Genomic DNA, 16,395 nt, shown 5'->3' with positions numbered 1-16,395 from the left:
CGTGGGCGCGGGCCATGCCCACCGGCTCTACCGGCAGGGCCGCTCACCGGTGCACGCGCTGCCCCCGCACACCAAGCTCGCGGCGGTCCTCTGCTTCGTGATCGTCGTGGTCTCCACGCCGCGCGAGGCGATGTGGGCGTTCGGCCTGTACGCGGTGCTGCTCAGCGTGGTCGCGTACGCCGCCCGCGTCCCCGCCGGGTTCGTGCTGAAACGGCTCCTCATCGAGGTCCCGTTCGTGGCGTTCGCCGTGCTGCTGCCGTTCGTCGCCCAGGGTGAGCGCGTCGACGTCCTCGGACTCTCCCTGAGCGTCAACGGACTCTGGGGCGCCTGGAACGTCCTGGCCAAGGGAACGCTGGGCGTCGCCGCGTCGGTGCTGCTCGCCGCCACGACGGAGCTGCGCGAGCTCCTGCTCGGACTCCAACGGCTCAAGCTGCCGCCGCTGCTCGTCCAGATCGCCTCGTTCATGATCCGGTACGGCGACGTGATCACCGACGAGATGCGCCGCATGAAGATCGCCCGGGAGTCGCGCGGCTTCGCGGCGCGGGGCGTACGGCAGTGGGGCGTCCTCGCCAAGTCGGCGGGCGCGCTCTTCATCCGCTCGTACGAGAGGGGGGAGCGGGTGCATCTGGCCATGGTCAGCCGTGGCTATGCCGGGTCGATGCCGGTCATCGACGACATCACGGCCTCCCGCGCCCAGTGGACGTACGCGCTGACCCTGCCCCTGACCGCTCTCGTCGTATGCCTGTTGGGATGGACGTTGTGACTGCTGTGCCTGCCGTGCCTGCTGTATCTGCTGTGACCGCTGGGACCGCCCCCTCCCTTGAGGTCTCGGGCCTTGCCTTCGCCTATCCGGACGGGCACCAGGCCCTCTTCGGCGTCGACTTCACCGTCGGGCGCGGCGAGCGCGTCGCCCTGCTCGGGCCGAACGGCGCGGGCAAGACGACGCTGGTCCTGCACCTCAACGGCATCCTGACCGGCGGCGCGGGCACGGTCACCGTGGCCGGGCTGCCCGTCGGCAAGAAGCACATGGCGGAGATCAGGCGCCGGGTCGGCATCGTCTTCCAGGACCCGGACGACCAGCTGTTCATGCCGACCGTGCGCGAGGACGTCGCGTTCGGTCCCGCGGCGGCCGGGCTGCGGGGGCCGGAGCTGGAGGCGCGGGTGCACAAGGCGCTCGGGCAGGTCGGCATGGCGGAGTTCGCGGACCGCCCGCCCCACCACCTCTCCTTCGGGCAGCGGCGCAGGGTGGCGGTGGCGACGGTGCTCGCGATGGAGCCGGAGATCCTCGTCCTGGACGAGCCGTCCTCCAACCTCGACCCGGCCTCGCGCCGCGAGCTCGCCGACATCCTGCGTTCGCTCGACGTGACGGTCCTGATGGTCACGCACGACCTGCCGTACGCCCTGGAGCTCTGCCCCCGCGCCCTGATCCTCAGCGACGGCGTCATCGCGGCGGACGGCCCGACGGGCGAGCTGCTCTCCGACGGGGACCTGATGGGCGCCCACCGCCTGGAACTGCCTTTTGGCTTCGATCCGAAGACGGTACGGGTGACGGGCTAGGGAATCGACGGCGATCGAGTGCTGTTGGCCTTGTCATGAGCGATGTCGCAGGTGTCATGAGTGTCAGGGGTGGGGTGCACGGCACCGTGGCCGCCGGGTACGAGCCGGTGCGGGACGCGTTCGTACGCAACTTCGGCGAGCGCGGGGAGCGGGGCGCGGCGGTGACCGTGTACCGGGACGGACGCCGGGTGGTGGACCTGTGGGGCGGTACGAAGGACGTCGACGGGGACTTCGAGGCCGGGGACGCCCCCTGGGAGCGGGGTACGGCTCAGATCGTGCGCTCGGCGACGAAGGGCGTGGCGGCGGCCGCGCTGCTCCTCCTGCACCAGCGGGGCGAACTGGACCTGGACGCGCCGGTCGGCTCGTACTGGCCGGAGTTCAAGGCGCGCGGCAAGGAGCGTGTTCTCGTACGTCATGTCCTCGCGCACCGCGCCGGTGTCCCCGCCCTGGACCGTCCGCTGACGCCCGCCGAGGCGCTCGACCCGGACCTCGCCGCCGCGGTCGTCGCGGCGCAGGCCCCCTTCTGGGAGCCCGGCGAGGACCACGGCTACCACGCGCAGACGTACAGCTGGCTCGTCGGCGAGCTGGTCCGGCGCGTGACGGGCAGGCCTGTGGGGGAGTGGATCGCGGACGAGATCGCGGGGCCGCTGGGGCTGGACTTGTGGGTCGGGTTGCCGACCTCCGAAGCGGAGGCGGGCCGGACCGGTCGGCTGGGCCGTATCGAGGCTCCGGCGGGTCCTGGCGGGCTCCGGATGCGGCCCAAGCGGAACGTGGCGGAGGCGTATGCGGACCCGGAGTCGCTGACTCGTCGTGCGTTCGGGGCGATCGATCCCTCGCCGGACGAGAACGACTCCGCGTACCGGGCGGCGGCGCTGCCCGCGTCCAACGGTGTCGCCACGGCGGACGCGCTGGCCCGCTTCTACGCGGGGCTGGTCGGCGAGGTGGGGGGCGGGGGGCGGCTCTTCACTCCCGCGACGGTCGAGCTGGCGCGGGGGGAGGCATCGGCGGGCCCCGACCGCGTCCTGGTCGTCAACACCCGCTTCGGCCTCGGCTACATGCTCCACGGCGCGGCGTCCCCGCTCCTCGGCCCCGGCTCCTTCGGCCACCCGGGCCGCGGCGGAGCCCTCGGCTTCGCCGACCCGGAGTCGGGCGTCGCCTTCGGCTACGTCACGAACGGCATGAACAAGGGCGTCACGGCGGACCCGCGGGCGCAGGCGTTGGTCCGGGCGCTGCGGGAGTCTCTGTAACGGTCGGGGTCACGGTCCTGCGGGCGCCCACGTTCGCGGGCCGTGCCCTGATGCCACGGTCTGCCCTGGCGTCCCGCTTCGCGCAGGGGCGGCGCCCGAGCCTGCGGCTCCGCCTCCCGGGCGCGTCCCCGCCAGCTCCCCACTCACCCACCCGGCAGCTGCGCCGGCACCTGCCTTCGCCCTGCGCGTGCTGCCACGGTCTGCCCTGATGCCCTGCTGCGCGCGGGGGCCGCATCCGAACCTTCGCCCCGCCCCCCTGGCGCGTGCCCGCCAGCTCCCCACCCACCCACCCTGACGCCAACCCGGGAAGCCCTCAGGCCTCACGGCACAGCCGCCGACCCATCGCCCAGCCGCTCCCGCCCCCCGTTGGGAGCCCTGCACCGTCGTAGCCGCCCCCCCATCCCTCGGCGCGAAGGCGTGACCGCCCCACCCCGCCCACCACCCGTGTCCTCCCGGCGCCACCGCGTCACCGGCCCCATCCAGCCTCAGCCTCAACGTTTGCCTCCGCCCCTTGCGGGGTGAGCGGAAGGCTCGGCCCGCGCCTCGATCCCGCGCAGGACCAGCAGGCCCCCGATACCCGGGACGAGCGCGCGCCACCGTGAGCTCCGGTGACCCGGCGTCGACGCGCACGGCAGCATCCACGTGGACGCGATGACGACCAGGTACGCCGTGCCGTGCAAGGGGCCAAGCAGGCCCGATAGCGGGCGGGCGTGGACGGTCAGCAAGTTGGCCAGCAGGAGAGCCAGGGACGCCGCCTCGACTACCGCCGCGATGCGGAGCGTACGCACGGCGATCACGCCCCCGTCGTGGAGCCGGGGCGGACGATCATCAGGACGGTGACCGTGGCCCAGAGCACGTTGAAGATGCCGGTCAGCATGGCGAGGCGGGCCGCGGTGGCGCGCGCGGTGTCCGGCACGGGCTGCCCGCCGTCGGCCAGGTCGGCCAGGTCGGCCGGGTCGGCCGGGTCGGCCGGGTCGCACGGCTCCGCCGGATCCGGCACGTCCGCCATGTCCAGCAGGCTTCGCTGGCCCGGCAGGATCGCCAGGGCCAGCAGCGCCGCGGCGATCGTCGTCAGAAGCAGCGACGCGATCAGCCAGGCGTCGGTGAGGACACCGAGCTGGGCCGCGGTGGCGATGCCGAAGACGGGCACGGCGAGGCCTGCGACGGCGTAGGCGCGGCAGACGCGGTGCAGGAGCGCGGCGATTCCGGGTGCCCGGTCGCCGTCGCCCGGCTCCCCGTCGACCCCCAGCGCCCGCAGCGCGTACCGCGGGAACATCGACGCGGCGACGGTGATCGACCCGACGGCCAGGATCGCCGCGAGGACGTGCACGGACAGCAGGAACTTGGTCATGGCGGGACCTCCAAGGCCCAAGCAGGGCAGGCATAGAGCAGGCATGCATTGGCAGCCAACGCAAATATGTTGGCTGCCAATGCATACACTGCCAACGCACCCTTTGTGTAGGCTGCCTACCCATGAAGGCGGATGCGGTGCGAGGGCACCTCGACGGACTGCTGTTGGCCGTGCTGGAGCCGGGCCCGCTGCACGGGTACGCGATCATCACCGCGGTGCAGCGCCGCAGCGGCGGCGCACTGGAGTTGCGGACGGGCACGATCTACCCGGCGCTGAACCGCCTGGAGCGGCTCGGCCTGCTGAGCAGCAGCTGGGAGTCGGCGACGGGCGAGCGCCGCCGCAGGGCGTACGAGTTGACCGACGCGGGACGGGCCACCCTGGCCGGTGAGCGGGCGGCCTGGACAGAGTTCACCGCGGCGATCGGCGCGGTCCTGAACCCCGGCGCGCAGCCGGGCGCACAGCCCGGACTCGCCACATGAGCCCCATCGACGACCACGTCGCCGCACTGACAGCGGCCCTGCGCGGCCCGGAGCGCGCCAAGTCCCGCCTCATCGAGGAGATGCACGACGGTCTCATGGACACGGCGGCCGCCCACGCCGACGCGGGGGCGGACGAGGAGGAGGCAGCGCGCCTGGCGGTACGGGACTTCGGCACGATCGAGGACCTCGTCCCCGCCTGCCAGCATGAACTGACCATCGCCCAGGCGCGACACACGGCCCGGACGATCACGCTGACGGCCCCGTTCCTGCTGGCCTGTTGGTACCTGGCGAGGGGCGACCTGCTCTGGCAGCAACTGGCGGCACACCTGGCCCTGATCGCCACGCTGGCGGCCCTGTTGGCGGCGGCAACGCTGGCGGCCACGGGCGCCTTGGCCCGACGCCTGCCCACCCCACACAGCCTGCCGCTGACGGTCGCATGGGTCGGCACGACGGCCAGCGCGGCCATGGCGGTGGCGGCCCTCTCCCTGACCATCGCGGCGGTCCTCGCCACGGACTGGCTCCTGCTGACAGCGGCGGGCGTCCTGGCGGCGGCGTCCCACGCGGTGGTGGCGGCATCGGTGAGGGCGTGCCGCCGCTGTGTGGGTCTGAGCCCGGCACAACCGGCGGCGGGTTGACCCGGGGGGTTACCCGGGGTGGGAGCCCTTGACCTCATCGACGAAGCGGCGCCACGCGGCGCCGCCGAAGGTAAGGGCGGACCCCACCGGGTTCTTGCTGTCGCGGACGGCCGTGCGGTACGGCAGGTTGGCGACCTCTATGCAGTCGCCGCCACCAGAACCGCCTCCGCTGTAGCTGCTCTTAAGCCATGTGACGCCACTGAGCTGTCGGGTAAGCATATTGCGCACCTCGTGTTGGCTTAGTTACAGCTCATACCTGAGCTGCCGTACCCAATGGGGCTGCTGGCGGTTGAACGCCGACCATGCAAGGCCCGCTGGCCAGACGGGGACTTTGAGCGTGCTACGCCCAAGGCTACTCGGGTCGCGCTGTCTTGAGCCCGATGACGAAGGAGTTCCATGCCTCTGCAGGGAAGCTGAGCGTCGGCCCCTTCGGATCCTTGCTGTCGCGTACGGCACGCCCTCCAGATGCAATGTGCGCGATCTCCAGGCAATCTCCCTGTTGATTCGAGTACGACGACTTGCGGAACTCGGTGACGATTTCAAGGTTCACGGGTTCTCCAACAATCATTGCGATGTGGCGAGGAGCTCCTGAATCCGAACGGAACTCTCATTAGGAGACATAGCAGCCGAACGGAGTTGGTCGAACGTGTTCGTGTAGATGGCCAGATCCTCCGGTGCCTCCACGACGGACGTGTTGGTCGCATTCGGCACGGTGACTGCTTCGATGTTGGGTTCAACTCCGAAGGAGAAGGCGACAAACGGCCCGGTCATTCCGGCGATTCGATACGTTCCACAAGGGAGGATCTGGATTGTGACGTTCTGCCGTTGGCTCGTGTCATGCAGCTTCAGCAGCTGTTCACCGCAGACCGCCGCGTCCTGTGCCAGTGCTTGCAAGGCAGGTTCCCAGATGATGGCGGTAAAGTTTGCTCGGCCATCCTCGATCAGCTTCTGCCTCTCCTGCCGGATTTTGACCAACTGTGCAGCTTTCTCATGTCCGCAGGGCATGGGGCCCGAAAGGATAACGGACTCAGCGTAAGCAGGAGTTTGAAGTAGGCCGGGGATCAAGGAAGGCTCCCAGGAGCGGATGTATGTTGCATCACTTTCAAGCGTGATGTGATCCGCGTAGTCGGGTTGGACGATCTCTTGGTAATCAAGCCACCAGCCACGTTCGTTGCTGGCGCGAGCCCACTTCTCCAGCCGTTGCCTTTCGTCCGGGTCTTCGACCCCATAGCGGTCCAGGAGCGTTCGGACCTCCAGGGCTGAGGCCGACACTTGCCCTGTCTCCAGGCGGCTGATTTTGGTAACGGACCTCAGAATCGCCTCCGCCGCAGCGGACTGGTCCAGGTCGGCGGCTTCACGGTGCCGCTTCAGTGCCGCACCCAGCCTTCGACTGCGGACTGTTGGCCTCCCGCCTGCGGGCATTGAGCCTCCTCTCGACGTCGTGCTCAGTCTGCCGTGCTGGCGTCCCGTGCAGCCAGCCAGTGGCGGCCTCGACTCCCCCGCAAATTTGCGAGAGAGGGACTTGCGGCAGCAAATCGAACAGCTCTAGCGTGTGCCGATAGCTCGCTGTGTTTCGATGCACGCTGTGCGTGATCGGTGTGCGGGGTGACGAAACCCCCGCGACCGCAGCAACGGTCCGGGGGCATGGCCAACGCTTGGAGGAGCGCTGACATGACCGACCTTATCGCCCGTCTCTTCGAACCACTTCTACGGTTCTGGCTCCCTGCGACAGGGCGTCACAGAGGCTGGCTGACCTGCCCAAGTGCCGGGCCCGCACCGGTCCCTGCGTACGTCGTCATCGACGTGGACCTACTCCGTGGGGAGGACAACGCGCTCGTACGTCCCTATCTCGTGGCTGACGAACTGCGTTTGCGGCGGCAGCGGAGACGGGCACTGTGGCTCGCCGTGCACGGCGTCGACGTCGGGTCCCGGGTCATCCACGGAATGAAGGTGACCTGATGGAGGGCGACGGAGACTCTGACGGCGCCGTCGTAGCGCGGTGGCCTCGCCATCCTCGATCAGTGGGTCTGGCGCGCGAGGGGCTGCGGAAGACCCTGGCCGCCTGGGAGTTGAGCCGTGCCGAGGAGGCGGCGCTGCTCGTCCTGTCGGAGTTGTTCGGCAACGCCGTCGTCCACGGGACGGTGCCCAGCGGAAGTGAGGTGGAGACCCGGTATCTGCGGATGGCCGCTGGCGTACGGATCGAGGTGCACGACGACGCCTGCGAGCTGCCACAGTCGGCTCCGTTGCCCGGTGACGACGCGTGCTCCGGGCGTGGGCTCTTCCTCGTCGCGGCCTTCGCCGACCGGTGGGACGTCGCCGAGCGGTGTGACGGGCCGGGCAAGGCGGTGTGGGCAGAGGTCTCCGTCCCGGTGGGTGTGAACGGGGCCTAGGGGAGGAGGGGGAGGGCGGCGGCGCGGCACGGTCAACGGCTCACGGTGCGTCCCCGCCTCCCGCCCCCCGCCGCCGGACGGCAGACGGCAGCCACCCGCCGGACGGCAGCCGCACGGCAGACGGCAAGCCACCCCACCCCACCCCAACCGCCGCCGGAACTACCCCGCATGCAGCATCAACCCGATCCCCGCCACCATCAACCCCGCCGCCACCAACCGCGGCGCCCCGAACCGTTCCTTGAAGAAGACCGCGCCTATCGCCGCGCCGACGATGATCGAGGACTCGCGCAGCGCGGAGATCGGGGCCAGGTCCGCCCGTGTCTGGGCCCAGAGGACCAGGCCGTACGCGGAGACCGAGAGGGCCGCGCCCGCGAGGCCGACCAGGGCGAACGGGCGGAGGCGGGGGATCAGTTCGGTGCGCCAGCGGTACGCCGCGTAGAGGGGGACCGCGATGCCCTCCAGGATCATCAGCCACGCGATGTAGCCCATGGAGGAGCCGGAGGCCCGTACGCCCAGGCCGTCCACCACCGTGTACGCCGCGATCGAGACGCCCGTCGCGAGTGCCGCGCCGATCGCCGCCCAGTCGGGGCGGCGGCCCGAGCCCCGGATGCCCCACAGGGCGAGGCCCGTCAGGCCCGCGCACGAGACCGCGACGCCCGCCGCCTGCCAGCCGTCCGGGACCTCGCCCGCGAAGACCGCCGCGAGCACGGTGACGACCAGCGGCGCCGTGCCGCGCGCGATCGGGTAGGCCTGGCCGAAGTCGCCGAGCTTGAACGACCGCATGAGCAGGGCGTAGTAGCCGACGTGGATCGCCGCGGAGAGGACCAGGTAGGGCCAGGCCTCCGCGTCCGGGATCGGGACGAACGGGGACAGGAGCAGGCCGATCAGCGTGCCGCCGCCGGATATGAGCGTGAAGCCGACCAGCTTGTCGGTGATGTGGTGGGCTATCGCGTTCCAGCACGCGTGCGTGACGGCGGCGAGCAGGACGGCCGCCGCGACCAGCGGGGTCACGCGGCCGTCTCGCGCACGTCCACCAGCCTGGCGCCCGCCTGGGCGATCAGGGCTTCGGGTGCCATCGGGAAGACCGCGTAGGGCGTACCGGCCGCCGCCCACACCTCGTCGTGGGCGAGGAGGGAGCGGTCGGCCAGGACGCGCGTCTTCGTGGCGTGGCCGAAGGGCGGTACGCCTCCGATCGCGTAACCGGTCGTCTCACGGACCACGTCCGCCTTCGCCCGGGTCACCTTCTCCGCGCCCAGCTCCTGCCGTACGAGGTCGAGATCGACCCGCGACGCTCCGTCCAACAGGACCAGTACGGGGACGCTGTCCGCGGCGAAGATCAGGGATTTGCAGATCTGGCTCAGCTCGCAGCCGATCGCCGCGGCCGCCTCCTGCGCGGTGCGCGTCTGCTCCGGGAAGCGGCGGACCCGGGGAAGCAGATCGCCGAGGCCCAGTCGGTGCAGGGCCTCGGCGAATCGGGGGTGGGCATCGGATGCTTCGGGTGGTGTTGCGCTCATGCCCGGCACGCTAGCGGTCCGTGTACGGGGCACGCGAGCACGTATCCGCATAGCGGACGCTCCCGTCCGGCGCGTGTCACACGCGGGCAGCGCTCGTGGCCGCGCCCCAGCGTCGCCTCGAAGAACTCCTGCGCCGTCCCGACCCGCCCCTGCGGACGTCGCTCAGCCCCCTGCCCGCAGCATCGCCCGTACCACCGGCCCCGCCGAGTCCCCGCCGTGGCCGCCCTCCTGCACGACCGCCGCCGACGCCAGGTCGCCCCGGTACGCCGTGAACCAGCCGTTCGGCTTCTTCTGGCCGTCGACCTCCGCCGAGCCCGTCTTCGCGCCCATGTCGGAGCCGAGGCCCGACATCGGCTTGGTCGCCGTGCCCGCCACCGCCGTGTAGTGCATCAGGTCCCGCAGCGCCGCCGCCGTGGAGCCCGACATCTTGCGCGTCGCCGTCGCCAGCTTGCGGTCGTCGACGTCCGGCGAGACCAGATAGGGCTGCCGGAACGTGCCCGACTTCACCGTCGCGGCGACCGACGCCATGTTCAGGGGGTTCATGCGTACACCGCCCTGGCCGATGAGCGACGCCGCCATCTGTGCGTCGCTCTGCACCGGCACCGCTCCGTCGAAGGACGAGACGCCGATCGACCAGTTGTCGCGGCCGAGGCCGAAGACCTCCTGCGCCTGCTTGGTGAGGGAGTCGTCCTCCAGCTTCTTGGCCTGGCTGATGAAAGCCGTGTTGCAGGACCGCGCGAAGCTCGCCCGGAACGTGCCGCCCTTGATCTGGAACTTGTCGTCGTTCTGGAACTTCCAGCCGCCGTACGTCTCGTACTTGGGGCACGGGTGCTTCTTGTCGACTCCGGCGAGCTTCTTCTCCAGGAGCATCGACGAGCTGATGACCTTCATCGTGGAGCCGGGCGCGATCGAGCCCTGGAACGCCGTGTTGAAGCCGGCCGGTTCGGAGTTGGCCGCGGCCAGGATCTCGCCGGTGCTGGGTTTCACGACCACGACGGACGCACGCTTCCGCTTCGCGGTCTCGCGTTCGGCGGTCGACTGGAGCGAGCCGCTGAACGTCGTCTCAAGCGTTCCCGGAGTGCCGGGGGAGAGCGTGAGGAGCGTCTTGTCGGGCGTCGCCTTGGAGTCGCCCTTACCGGCCCCGCCCCCCTTCGCCTCCGGCTTCTCCGCACGGACCACCCGCAGCTCCACCCCCGCCTTGCCGCCCGCCTCCTTGCCGTACTTCTCGCGCAGCCCGTCGAGCACCGTGCCCAGCGACGGGTACTTCGCCGCCGTCAGCTCCGCGCCGTCCCGGTCCACCGCCTTGATCGGCGGGTCGCCCGCCTCGCCCGTGACCAGGCGGTCGCCTTCCTTGAGGTCCGGGTGGACCACCGAGGGCGCCCAGCCGACCAGCGTTTCCCCGTCGCTCTTCCTGCGGACGACCGTGAGTTCGGACTCGTACGACAGGGCCTTGCTCTTTCCCTCGTACGACACCGTGGCCGCCGCCTCGAACGGCACGTCGGCGCCCGCGCGCTTGCCCGGCTTCAGACGGGGCTTCGTGAGGTGCGCGTCCTTGCGGTACGACGTCAGGGCCTTCTTCGCCGCCGCCGGATCGTCCGTGAGCGCGGCCGCGCGGGTCGTGTTCCCCTCCGCCCACGCGGTGAGGAACGCCCGAGCGGTGGACCGGACTTCGGCGGGCTTCGGCGGGCCCGACGCCACCGGCTTCTCGTCGACGGTCGAACCGCCCCCGGAGCCAGAACCGCCGGACAGCGCGAACGCGGCGGCCCCCACACCGCACACGACCACGGCCGCCGCCCCGCCGAGCAGACCAGGGTGCACCTTCATGTTGCCGACACCGACACCGACACCGGCACGGCCGCCGACACCGGCACCCACACGGCCGCCGACACCGCCGCCAACGCCGCCGCCGACGTTCTTGCGCCCCGTAGCGCGCCTTCGCTTGCCCACAAACCCTCCGCTGCTCCCCAGAACCCCCGTCAGAACCCCCGGTTCCTCACCGGAAGGCCACCTTAGAGGCGTACGGAGAAGCCCTTGACCAGTTCCTCGCCCGGCCGGGCGAGGGACCCCCGCACCGATTACCCTGCGCCCAGCACCGCCGCCACGATCGGCCCCGCCGCGTCGCCGCCGTGCCCGCCCCGCTGCGCCAGCGCGGCCACCGCGACGTCGCCCCGGTATCCCGTGAACCAGCTGTCCGACACCTCCTGGCCGCCGATCTCGGCCGACCCGGTCTTCGCGCCGACGTCACTGCCCAGCCCCGCCATGGCGCGTGCGCCGGTGCCGCTGACCGCCGTGCGGTTCATCATCTGGCGCAGCTGCTGGACGGTCGATGCGCGCAGGCCCTGGGCGGTGGCCAGTTGGCGGTCGTCGAGGGAGGGCGGCACGATCACGGGCTGCCGGAAGCTGCCCGTCATCGCCGTCGCCGTGACCGACGCCATGTTCAGCGGGTTCATCAGGACCTCGCCCTGGCCTATGGCGTTCGCCGCGCGGTTGGGGCCGGACGACTCGGGGACGGAACCGTCGTAGGACGGGATGCCGACCTGCCAGTCCTGGCCCAGGCCGAAGTTGTTCCGCGCCTCCTCGGTGAGGGAGGCGTCCGATATGCCGTCCTCGTCGATGAGCTTCACGAACGCGGTGTTGCAGGAGCGCGCGAAGTCCTCGGAGAACGTCGCGGACTCGTTGGGCGTCATGCCCTCCAGGTTGTTGAACGTCTGGCTCTGCCAGGTCGCGGAGGCCGGGCAGGGCGCGGGGCCGCTCGCCTTCGTCACGCCCTTGTCGATGAGCATCGCCGCCGAGACGATCTTCATCGTCGAGCCGGGCGGCACCTTGCCGAGGAACGCCGCGTTGAACGCGTCCTTGCGGTTGTTGGCGACCGCGAGGACCTCACCGGTGCTCGGCTTCAGCGCGACCACGGACGACTCGTCGCTGCGCAGGACCGCCTGCTCCGCCGCCTTCTGCACGCCCGCGCTGAGCGTCGTGCGCAGCTTGCCCGGCTTGCCGGGCGCGAGGCTGACCAGGGAGCGGGTGCCGGCGTCGTCGTTCGCGTGCTGGACGTACAGCTCCACGCCCGGTTTTCCGCCCGCGCTCTCGCCGTACTTCGCGCGGAGCTGGTCCAGGAGCGGGCCGAGCGACGGGTAGTCCTTCTCGCGCAGGACGGTGCCCGCGCGGTCCACGGCCTGGATGGGCGGGGACGCCGACTCGCCCGTCACGAGGGTGTCGCCCTTCTCCAGGGAAGGGTGGATGACGCTTTGCGACCAGTCGACGAGCGCGCGCCCGGTGGTCTTGCCGCGGACGACGGTGAGCTGCGAGTCGTACGCGAAGGGCTTGCTCTTTCCCTTGTACGACACCGTCGTCGACACGGAGAACGGCACGCGGGCGCCGGACGCCTTCTTCGGGACGAGCTTCGCCTCGGTGAGGTGCGCGTCCTCGCGGAATCCGGTCAGCGCTTCCTCGGCCGCCGCGGAGTTGTTCGTGTACGCCGCGGCCTGCCCGGCGTCGCCCTTCGCCCAGGCCGCCAGGAACTCACGGGCCGTCTCACGGACTTCACCGTCCGACGGCGGTCCCGTCTTCACCTCGGCCGACTCCGAGCGCGGCGAACCGTCGTCCCCGCTCACGTCGCTCACCAACGTGTACGCGCCGTACCCGGCGCCCCCCACCATGACGGCGAAGACCCCACCGGCCAACGCGGCCTTTGCTCCTCTGCGCACGATGCGCCCCCTCCCCAGGAGCCCTCCCGGACGGGTCCGGGAAGGTCATTCGCCCTGAACACTAAAGGGCCGGGGGGAAGGGGGGTGAAGGACGAGGCTGTTGTTATCCGACAGTGTCCAAGGTGTGTACTACACCGATGCGCGGCACCGGGGGCGTCACACCCACGTATCCAGCCACATCCGCGACCGCCACGATTCGATCGGAATCGCGGTGCCCGTGTAGATCGGCCAGAAATAGATGAAGTTCCAGAGGATGAGCAGGACGAGGACGCCCGAGGCCGCGGCGCCCACGACCCGGCGCCGTTCGGTCGATCCCGGCGGGCCCAGCATCGCGCCGATCATCATCGCCAGCGCGAGACACAGGAACGGCACGAAGACGACCGCGTAGAAGTAGAAGATCGTCCGCTCCTGGTAGAAGAACCAGGGCAGATAGCCCGCCACGACGCCGCACAGGATCGCGCCCGCCCGCCAGTCGCGGCGGAACGCCCACCGCCACAGGACGTAGAGAAGTGCGAAAGCCGCCGCCCACCACAGCAGGGGCGTGCCGAGCGCGAGGACCTCGCGGGCGCACTTCTCCGAGGTGTCCGAGGGGCAGCCGTCCTTGCCGGGCAGCGGCGACTCGTAGAAGTACGAGACGGGCCTGCCGTCGACGATCCAGCTCCACGGGTTGGACTGGTAGGTGTGCGGCGAGGAGAGGCCCACGTGGAACTCGTACACCGCGTGCTCGTAGTGCCACAGGCTGCGCACCCAGTCCGGCAGCCACGTCCAGTCGCCGCCCTTGCCCGCCGTCGCCGCCCAGTTGCGGTAGTAGCCGCCGGTGCCGTCCGTCGGCGAGAGGATCCAGCCGAGCCAGGAGACGACGTACGTGGCGAGCGCCACCGGCACCGTCGACACGAAGGCCGGGAGCACGTCCCGGCGCAGCACCGCGCGGTAGGGCCGCACCGCACCGGCCACCCGGCGCGCGCCCACGTCCCAGACCACGGTCATCAGGCAGAAGAAGACCATGACGTACAGGCCGTTCCACTTCGTGCCGAAGGCGAGGCCCAGGCAGAGCCCGGCCGCCCACCGCCACGGCCGCCACCCCAGGCGTGCCGTCCGGGCGACGTGCGCGTCGGGGCGCACCCGCCCGTCCTCGTCGGCGGGCAGGGCGGCCGCGAGCCGGGCCCGCGCCTTGTCCCTGTCGATCAGGAAGCACCCGAACGCGGCGAGCACGAAGAACATCAGGACCTGGTCGAGCAGCGCCGTGCGGCTCATCACGTAGTGCAGGCCGTCCACCGCGAGCAGCGCGCCCGCCAGGCAGCCGAGGAACGTCGAGCGGAAGAGGCGCCGCCCGATCCGGCACAGCATCAGCACCGACAGCGTGCCGAGCACCGCCGTCATGAAGCGCCAGCCGAACGGGTCGAAACCGAACAGCCACTCGCCGACGCCGATCACGTACTTGCCGACCGGCGGATGCACCACGTACGCCGCGTCGTGCGGGATCGCGATGTCGCTGCCCTGCTCGAGGACGTCGCCGTTGACCTTCTCCGGCCAGTTGGTCTCGAAGCCGCGGTGGATGAGCGCCCAGGCGTCCTTCGCGTAGTACGTCTCGTCGAATATCACGGCCTTCGGATTGCCGAGGTTCCAGAAGCGGGTCACCCCGGCGACGAGCGTGATCAGCAGCGGACCGACCCAGCCGGACCAGCGGCCCACCTGGTCCGCGGCCCGCTTCGACAGGCCGAGCGTCATCCACAGGCGGGGGCTCGGCCGCGTGTACGCGGGCACGAGGCGCGCCCTCACGTCGTCCCTGGGCCGCTCCACATGGCCGAATCTGCGCAGCCGCCGCTGCCACGGGGGCTGCTGCTCCTCGGCTGCCTGGCCCTCGCGGGTGTCCGGGGAAGACGCGGTACTGGTCACCGCGCCATCGTAGGGAACCAGACTGTGCGAGTCCCGTCCGTGGGCCCTGCGAGGATGGAACAGTGACAGGAAGCGCTGATTCCCCCGGAACCCTTGTGTTGGCAGGCACGCCCATCGGCGACGTCGCCGACGCGCCGCCGCGGCTCGCCGCCGAGCTGGAGTCGGCCGACGTCGTCGCCGCCGAGGACACGCGGCGCCTGCGCAGGCTCACCCAGGCGCTCGGTGTGCAGGTCGGCGGGCGGGTCGTCTCGTACTTCGAGGGCAACGAGACCGCGCGCACGCCCGAGCTGGTCGAGGCGCTGGTGGGCGGCGCGCGCGTGCTGCTCGTGACGGACGCGGGCATGCCGTCCGTCTCCGACCCCGGCTACCGCCTGGTCGCGGCGGCCGTCGAGCGGGACGTGCGGGTGACGGCCGTGCCCGGCCCGTCGGCCGTGCTCACCGCGCTCGCCCTCTCCGGGCTGCCCGTCGACCGCTTCTGCTTCGAGGGGTTCCTGCCGCGCAAGGCGGGCGAGCGGCTCTCGCGGCTCAAGGAGGTCGCGGAGGACCGCAGGACCCTCGTGTACTTCGAGGCGCCGCACCGCATCGACGACACGCTCGCCGCGATGGCCGAGGCGTTCGGCGAGGAGCGCAGGGCCGCGGTCTGCCGCGAGCTGACCAAGACGTACGAAGAGGTCAAGCGCGGTTCGTTGAAGGAACTCGCCGAGTGGGCCGCCGACGGCGTACGGGGCGAGATCACCGTCGTCGTGGAGGGTGCGCCCGAGAGAAGTGCCGGAGAACTCGGTCCGGACGAGCTGGTGCGCAGGGTGCGGGTGCGCGAGGAGGCGGGCGAGCGACGCAAGGAGGCGATCGCCGCGGTGGCCGCCGAAGCGGGCCTTCCCAAACGGGAGGTGTTCGATGCCGTCGTGGCGGCAAAGAATGCGGATCGCGGCAGCCCATCGGCAGGCAAAGGACTATCGTGAAAAGCAAAGCGCGGGCCGCGCACCAGGCTGTTTTCGGGCCCCTTTCCTAAGGAAAGGCCAAAACGGCTCCAATGCTCGACAGGTCTGATGCGCTCGCTCCCGGAAAGGCGTCCACTGGTTGAAGGGACGCACCCGTCCCCACGCTTCCGGCCCGGGGCACTCCCGGACACCGGCAGTGCTTGTCCCCCGGGCAAGAGGAGCAGCTGGCATGAGTGAGATCGCAGACACCGGCCACCCCACCACGGCGCTGAATGTCGTTCAGGAGTCGTACGCCTTCGCCTGCATGCGGTGCGGGCACGGCTGGGAGCAGTCCTACGAGATAGAGCACCATGTGGACGCCACGGGTCAGGAGTTCGTGACGTACACGGCGGACGGCGCGCGCGTGCCGTCGCCGCTGACCCGGCCCACGTGTCTGAACTGCGGTGGCCACGTCGTGCGGATCATGCGGGCCGGGCAGGTGTCCTCGGTGCTCGACATGATGCGGCGGCAGCACGCGGATCCGGGGAAGGGCGCGGCGAAGGGGGTCGGGAAGCCGGCCGGGCCGGTGGACCCGGTCGAGCCGGGTGCCGGTGGGACGGACACGGACGGTGCCGCGGAACGCCACCACTGGCACCTCTCCGACCTGCTGCATCCGTTCCAGCACCGCAGGGCGCACTAGGCCCT

The 16,395-nt window shown here is 71.0% G+C and carries 19 protein-coding genes; 9 read left to right on the top strand and 10 right to left on the bottom strand.

Features of this window, described 5'->3' with window-relative positions:
• Position 1: 1 nt before the first annotated feature.
• Genes cbiQ through NOO62_RS16940 form a run of 3 tightly spaced genes read left to right on the top strand, consistent with a single transcriptional unit; the run spans position 2 to position 2,804 of the window.
• Positions 2–763, top strand: coding sequence for a cobalt ECF transporter T component CbiQ (cbiQ, locus tag NOO62_RS16950; RefSeq protein WP_268771721.1), 762 nt, complete (start codon positions 2–4; stop codon positions 761–763).
• Complete coding sequence (locus NOO62_RS16945) at positions 751–1,557, top strand: energy-coupling factor ABC transporter ATP-binding protein (RefSeq protein WP_268771720.1); 807 nt, start codon at positions 751–753, stop codon at positions 1,555–1,557. The genes cbiQ and NOO62_RS16945 overlap by 13 nt, the downstream gene beginning before the upstream one ends.
• Positions 1,558–1,613: 56 nt before the next feature.
• Positions 1,614–2,804, top strand: coding sequence for a serine hydrolase domain-containing protein (locus NOO62_RS16940; RefSeq protein ID WP_268771719.1), 1,191 nt, complete (start codon positions 1,614–1,616; stop codon positions 2,802–2,804).
• A gap of 491 nt (positions 2,805–3,295) precedes the next feature.
• Here NOO62_RS16940 and NOO62_RS16935 read toward each other — a convergent pair whose 3' ends face one another.
• Both NOO62_RS16935 and NOO62_RS16930 read right to left on the bottom strand, forming a co-directional pair.
• Positions 3,296–3,601 carry a hypothetical protein gene (locus tag NOO62_RS16935; protein WP_321170578.1) on the bottom strand — a complete coding sequence of 102 codons (306 nt, stop codon included), beginning with the start codon at positions 3,599–3,601 and terminating at the stop codon, positions 3,296–3,298.
• On the bottom strand, positions 3,598–4,155 hold the full coding sequence (locus NOO62_RS16930) for a hypothetical protein (RefSeq protein ID WP_268771718.1): 558 nt from the start codon (positions 4,153–4,155) through the stop codon (positions 3,598–3,600). Before NOO62_RS16930 ends, NOO62_RS16935 begins: the two co-directional genes overlap by 4 nt.
• A 122-nt stretch (positions 4,156–4,277) precedes the next feature.
• On the opposite strand from NOO62_RS16930, the gene NOO62_RS16925 reads away from it, so the two are divergent.
• Together NOO62_RS16925 and NOO62_RS16920 are read left to right on the top strand one after the other, a co-directional pair.
• Positions 4,278–4,634 (top strand): PadR family transcriptional regulator, encoded by a 357-nt coding sequence (locus tag NOO62_RS16925; protein WP_268771717.1) that lies wholly within the window; start codon positions 4,278–4,280, stop codon positions 4,632–4,634.
• Entirely contained in the window at positions 4,631–5,269 is a 639-nt protein-coding gene (locus NOO62_RS16920) for a permease prefix domain 1-containing protein (protein WP_268771716.1), read from the top strand. Before NOO62_RS16925 ends, NOO62_RS16920 begins: the two co-directional genes overlap by 4 nt.
• 9 nt (positions 5,270–5,278) lie before the next feature.
• Here NOO62_RS16920 and NOO62_RS16915 read toward each other — a convergent pair whose 3' ends face one another.
• The 3 genes from NOO62_RS16915 to NOO62_RS16905 form a co-directional block, all read right to left on the bottom strand.
• The gene (locus tag NOO62_RS16915; protein WP_268771715.1) at positions 5,279–5,488 is read right to left on the bottom strand and encodes a DUF397 domain-containing protein; all 210 of its coding nucleotides are present in this window, start codon (positions 5,486–5,488) and stop codon (positions 5,279–5,281) included.
• Positions 5,489–5,621: 133 nt separating this feature from the next.
• Positions 5,622–5,819, bottom strand: a complete 198-nt coding sequence (locus tag NOO62_RS16910) for a DUF397 domain-containing protein (protein ID WP_268771714.1) — start codon at positions 5,817–5,819, stop codon at positions 5,622–5,624.
• A 14-nt stretch (positions 5,820–5,833) separates the two neighbouring features.
• The gene (locus NOO62_RS16905) at positions 5,834–6,691 is read right to left on the bottom strand and encodes a helix-turn-helix domain-containing protein (protein WP_268771713.1); all 858 of its coding nucleotides are present in this window, start codon (positions 6,689–6,691) and stop codon (positions 5,834–5,836) included.
• A 381-nt stretch (positions 6,692–7,072) separates the two neighbouring features.
• On the opposite strand from NOO62_RS16905, the gene NOO62_RS16900 reads away from it, so the two are divergent.
• Positions 7,073–7,228 (top strand): hypothetical protein, encoded by a 156-nt coding sequence (locus NOO62_RS16900; RefSeq protein ID WP_268771712.1) that lies wholly within the window; start codon positions 7,073–7,075, stop codon positions 7,226–7,228.
• A 62-nt stretch (positions 7,229–7,290) separates the two neighbouring features.
• The gene (locus tag NOO62_RS16895; protein ID WP_268771711.1) at positions 7,291–7,659 is read left to right on the top strand and encodes an ATP-binding protein; all 369 of its coding nucleotides are present in this window, start codon (positions 7,291–7,293) and stop codon (positions 7,657–7,659) included.
• A 159-nt stretch (positions 7,660–7,818) separates the two neighbouring features.
• Here NOO62_RS16895 and NOO62_RS16890 read toward each other — a convergent pair whose 3' ends face one another.
• The 5 genes from NOO62_RS16890 to NOO62_RS16870 all read right to left on the bottom strand — a co-directional run bounded on the left by NOO62_RS16890 (position 7,819) and on the right by NOO62_RS16870 (position 14,773).
• Entirely contained in the window at positions 7,819–8,670 is an 852-nt protein-coding gene (locus NOO62_RS16890; RefSeq protein ID WP_268771710.1) for a DMT family transporter, read from the bottom strand.
• On the bottom strand, positions 8,667–9,173 hold the full coding sequence (locus NOO62_RS16885; RefSeq protein ID WP_268771709.1) for a YbaK/EbsC family protein: 507 nt from the start codon (positions 9,171–9,173) through the stop codon (positions 8,667–8,669). Before NOO62_RS16885 ends, NOO62_RS16890 begins: the two co-directional genes overlap by 4 nt.
• A gap of 162 nt (positions 9,174–9,335) precedes the next feature.
• Positions 9,336–10,997, bottom strand: coding sequence for a penicillin-binding transpeptidase domain-containing protein (locus NOO62_RS16880; protein WP_268775654.1), 1,662 nt, complete (start codon positions 10,995–10,997; stop codon positions 9,336–9,338).
• A gap of 251 nt (positions 10,998–11,248) precedes the next feature.
• Positions 11,249–12,877, bottom strand: a complete 1,629-nt coding sequence (locus tag NOO62_RS16875; protein WP_268771708.1) for a penicillin-binding transpeptidase domain-containing protein — start codon at positions 12,875–12,877, stop codon at positions 11,249–11,251.
• Positions 12,878–13,033: 156 nt separating this feature from the next.
• Positions 13,034–14,773, bottom strand: a complete 1,740-nt coding sequence (locus tag NOO62_RS16870) for a dolichyl-phosphate-mannose--protein mannosyltransferase (RefSeq protein ID WP_268771707.1) — start codon at positions 14,771–14,773, stop codon at positions 13,034–13,036.
• 95 nt (positions 14,774–14,868) lie between these two features.
• Here NOO62_RS16870 and rsmI point away from each other — a divergent pair, with 95 nt between their 5' ends.
• Both rsmI and NOO62_RS16860 read left to right on the top strand, forming a co-directional pair.
• A complete protein-coding gene (gene rsmI, locus NOO62_RS16865) occupies positions 14,869–15,732 on the top strand; it encodes a 16S rRNA (cytidine(1402)-2'-O)-methyltransferase (RefSeq protein ID WP_268771706.1) in 864 nt (287 codons plus the stop codon).
• A gap of 208 nt (positions 15,733–15,940) precedes the next feature.
• Positions 15,941–16,390, top strand: a complete 450-nt coding sequence (locus NOO62_RS16860; RefSeq protein ID WP_268771705.1) for a hypothetical protein — start codon at positions 15,941–15,943, stop codon at positions 16,388–16,390.
• Positions 16,391–16,395 lie beyond the last annotated feature (5 nt).

The sequence above is a fragment of the Streptomyces sp. Je 1-369 genome, assembly GCF_026810505.1.
Taxonomy (GTDB): domain Bacteria; phylum Actinomycetota; class Actinomycetes; order Streptomycetales; family Streptomycetaceae; genus Streptomyces.
Note: the sequence above shows the minus strand (reverse complement) of the source record. Positions and strands in the feature narration are given on the sequence as shown.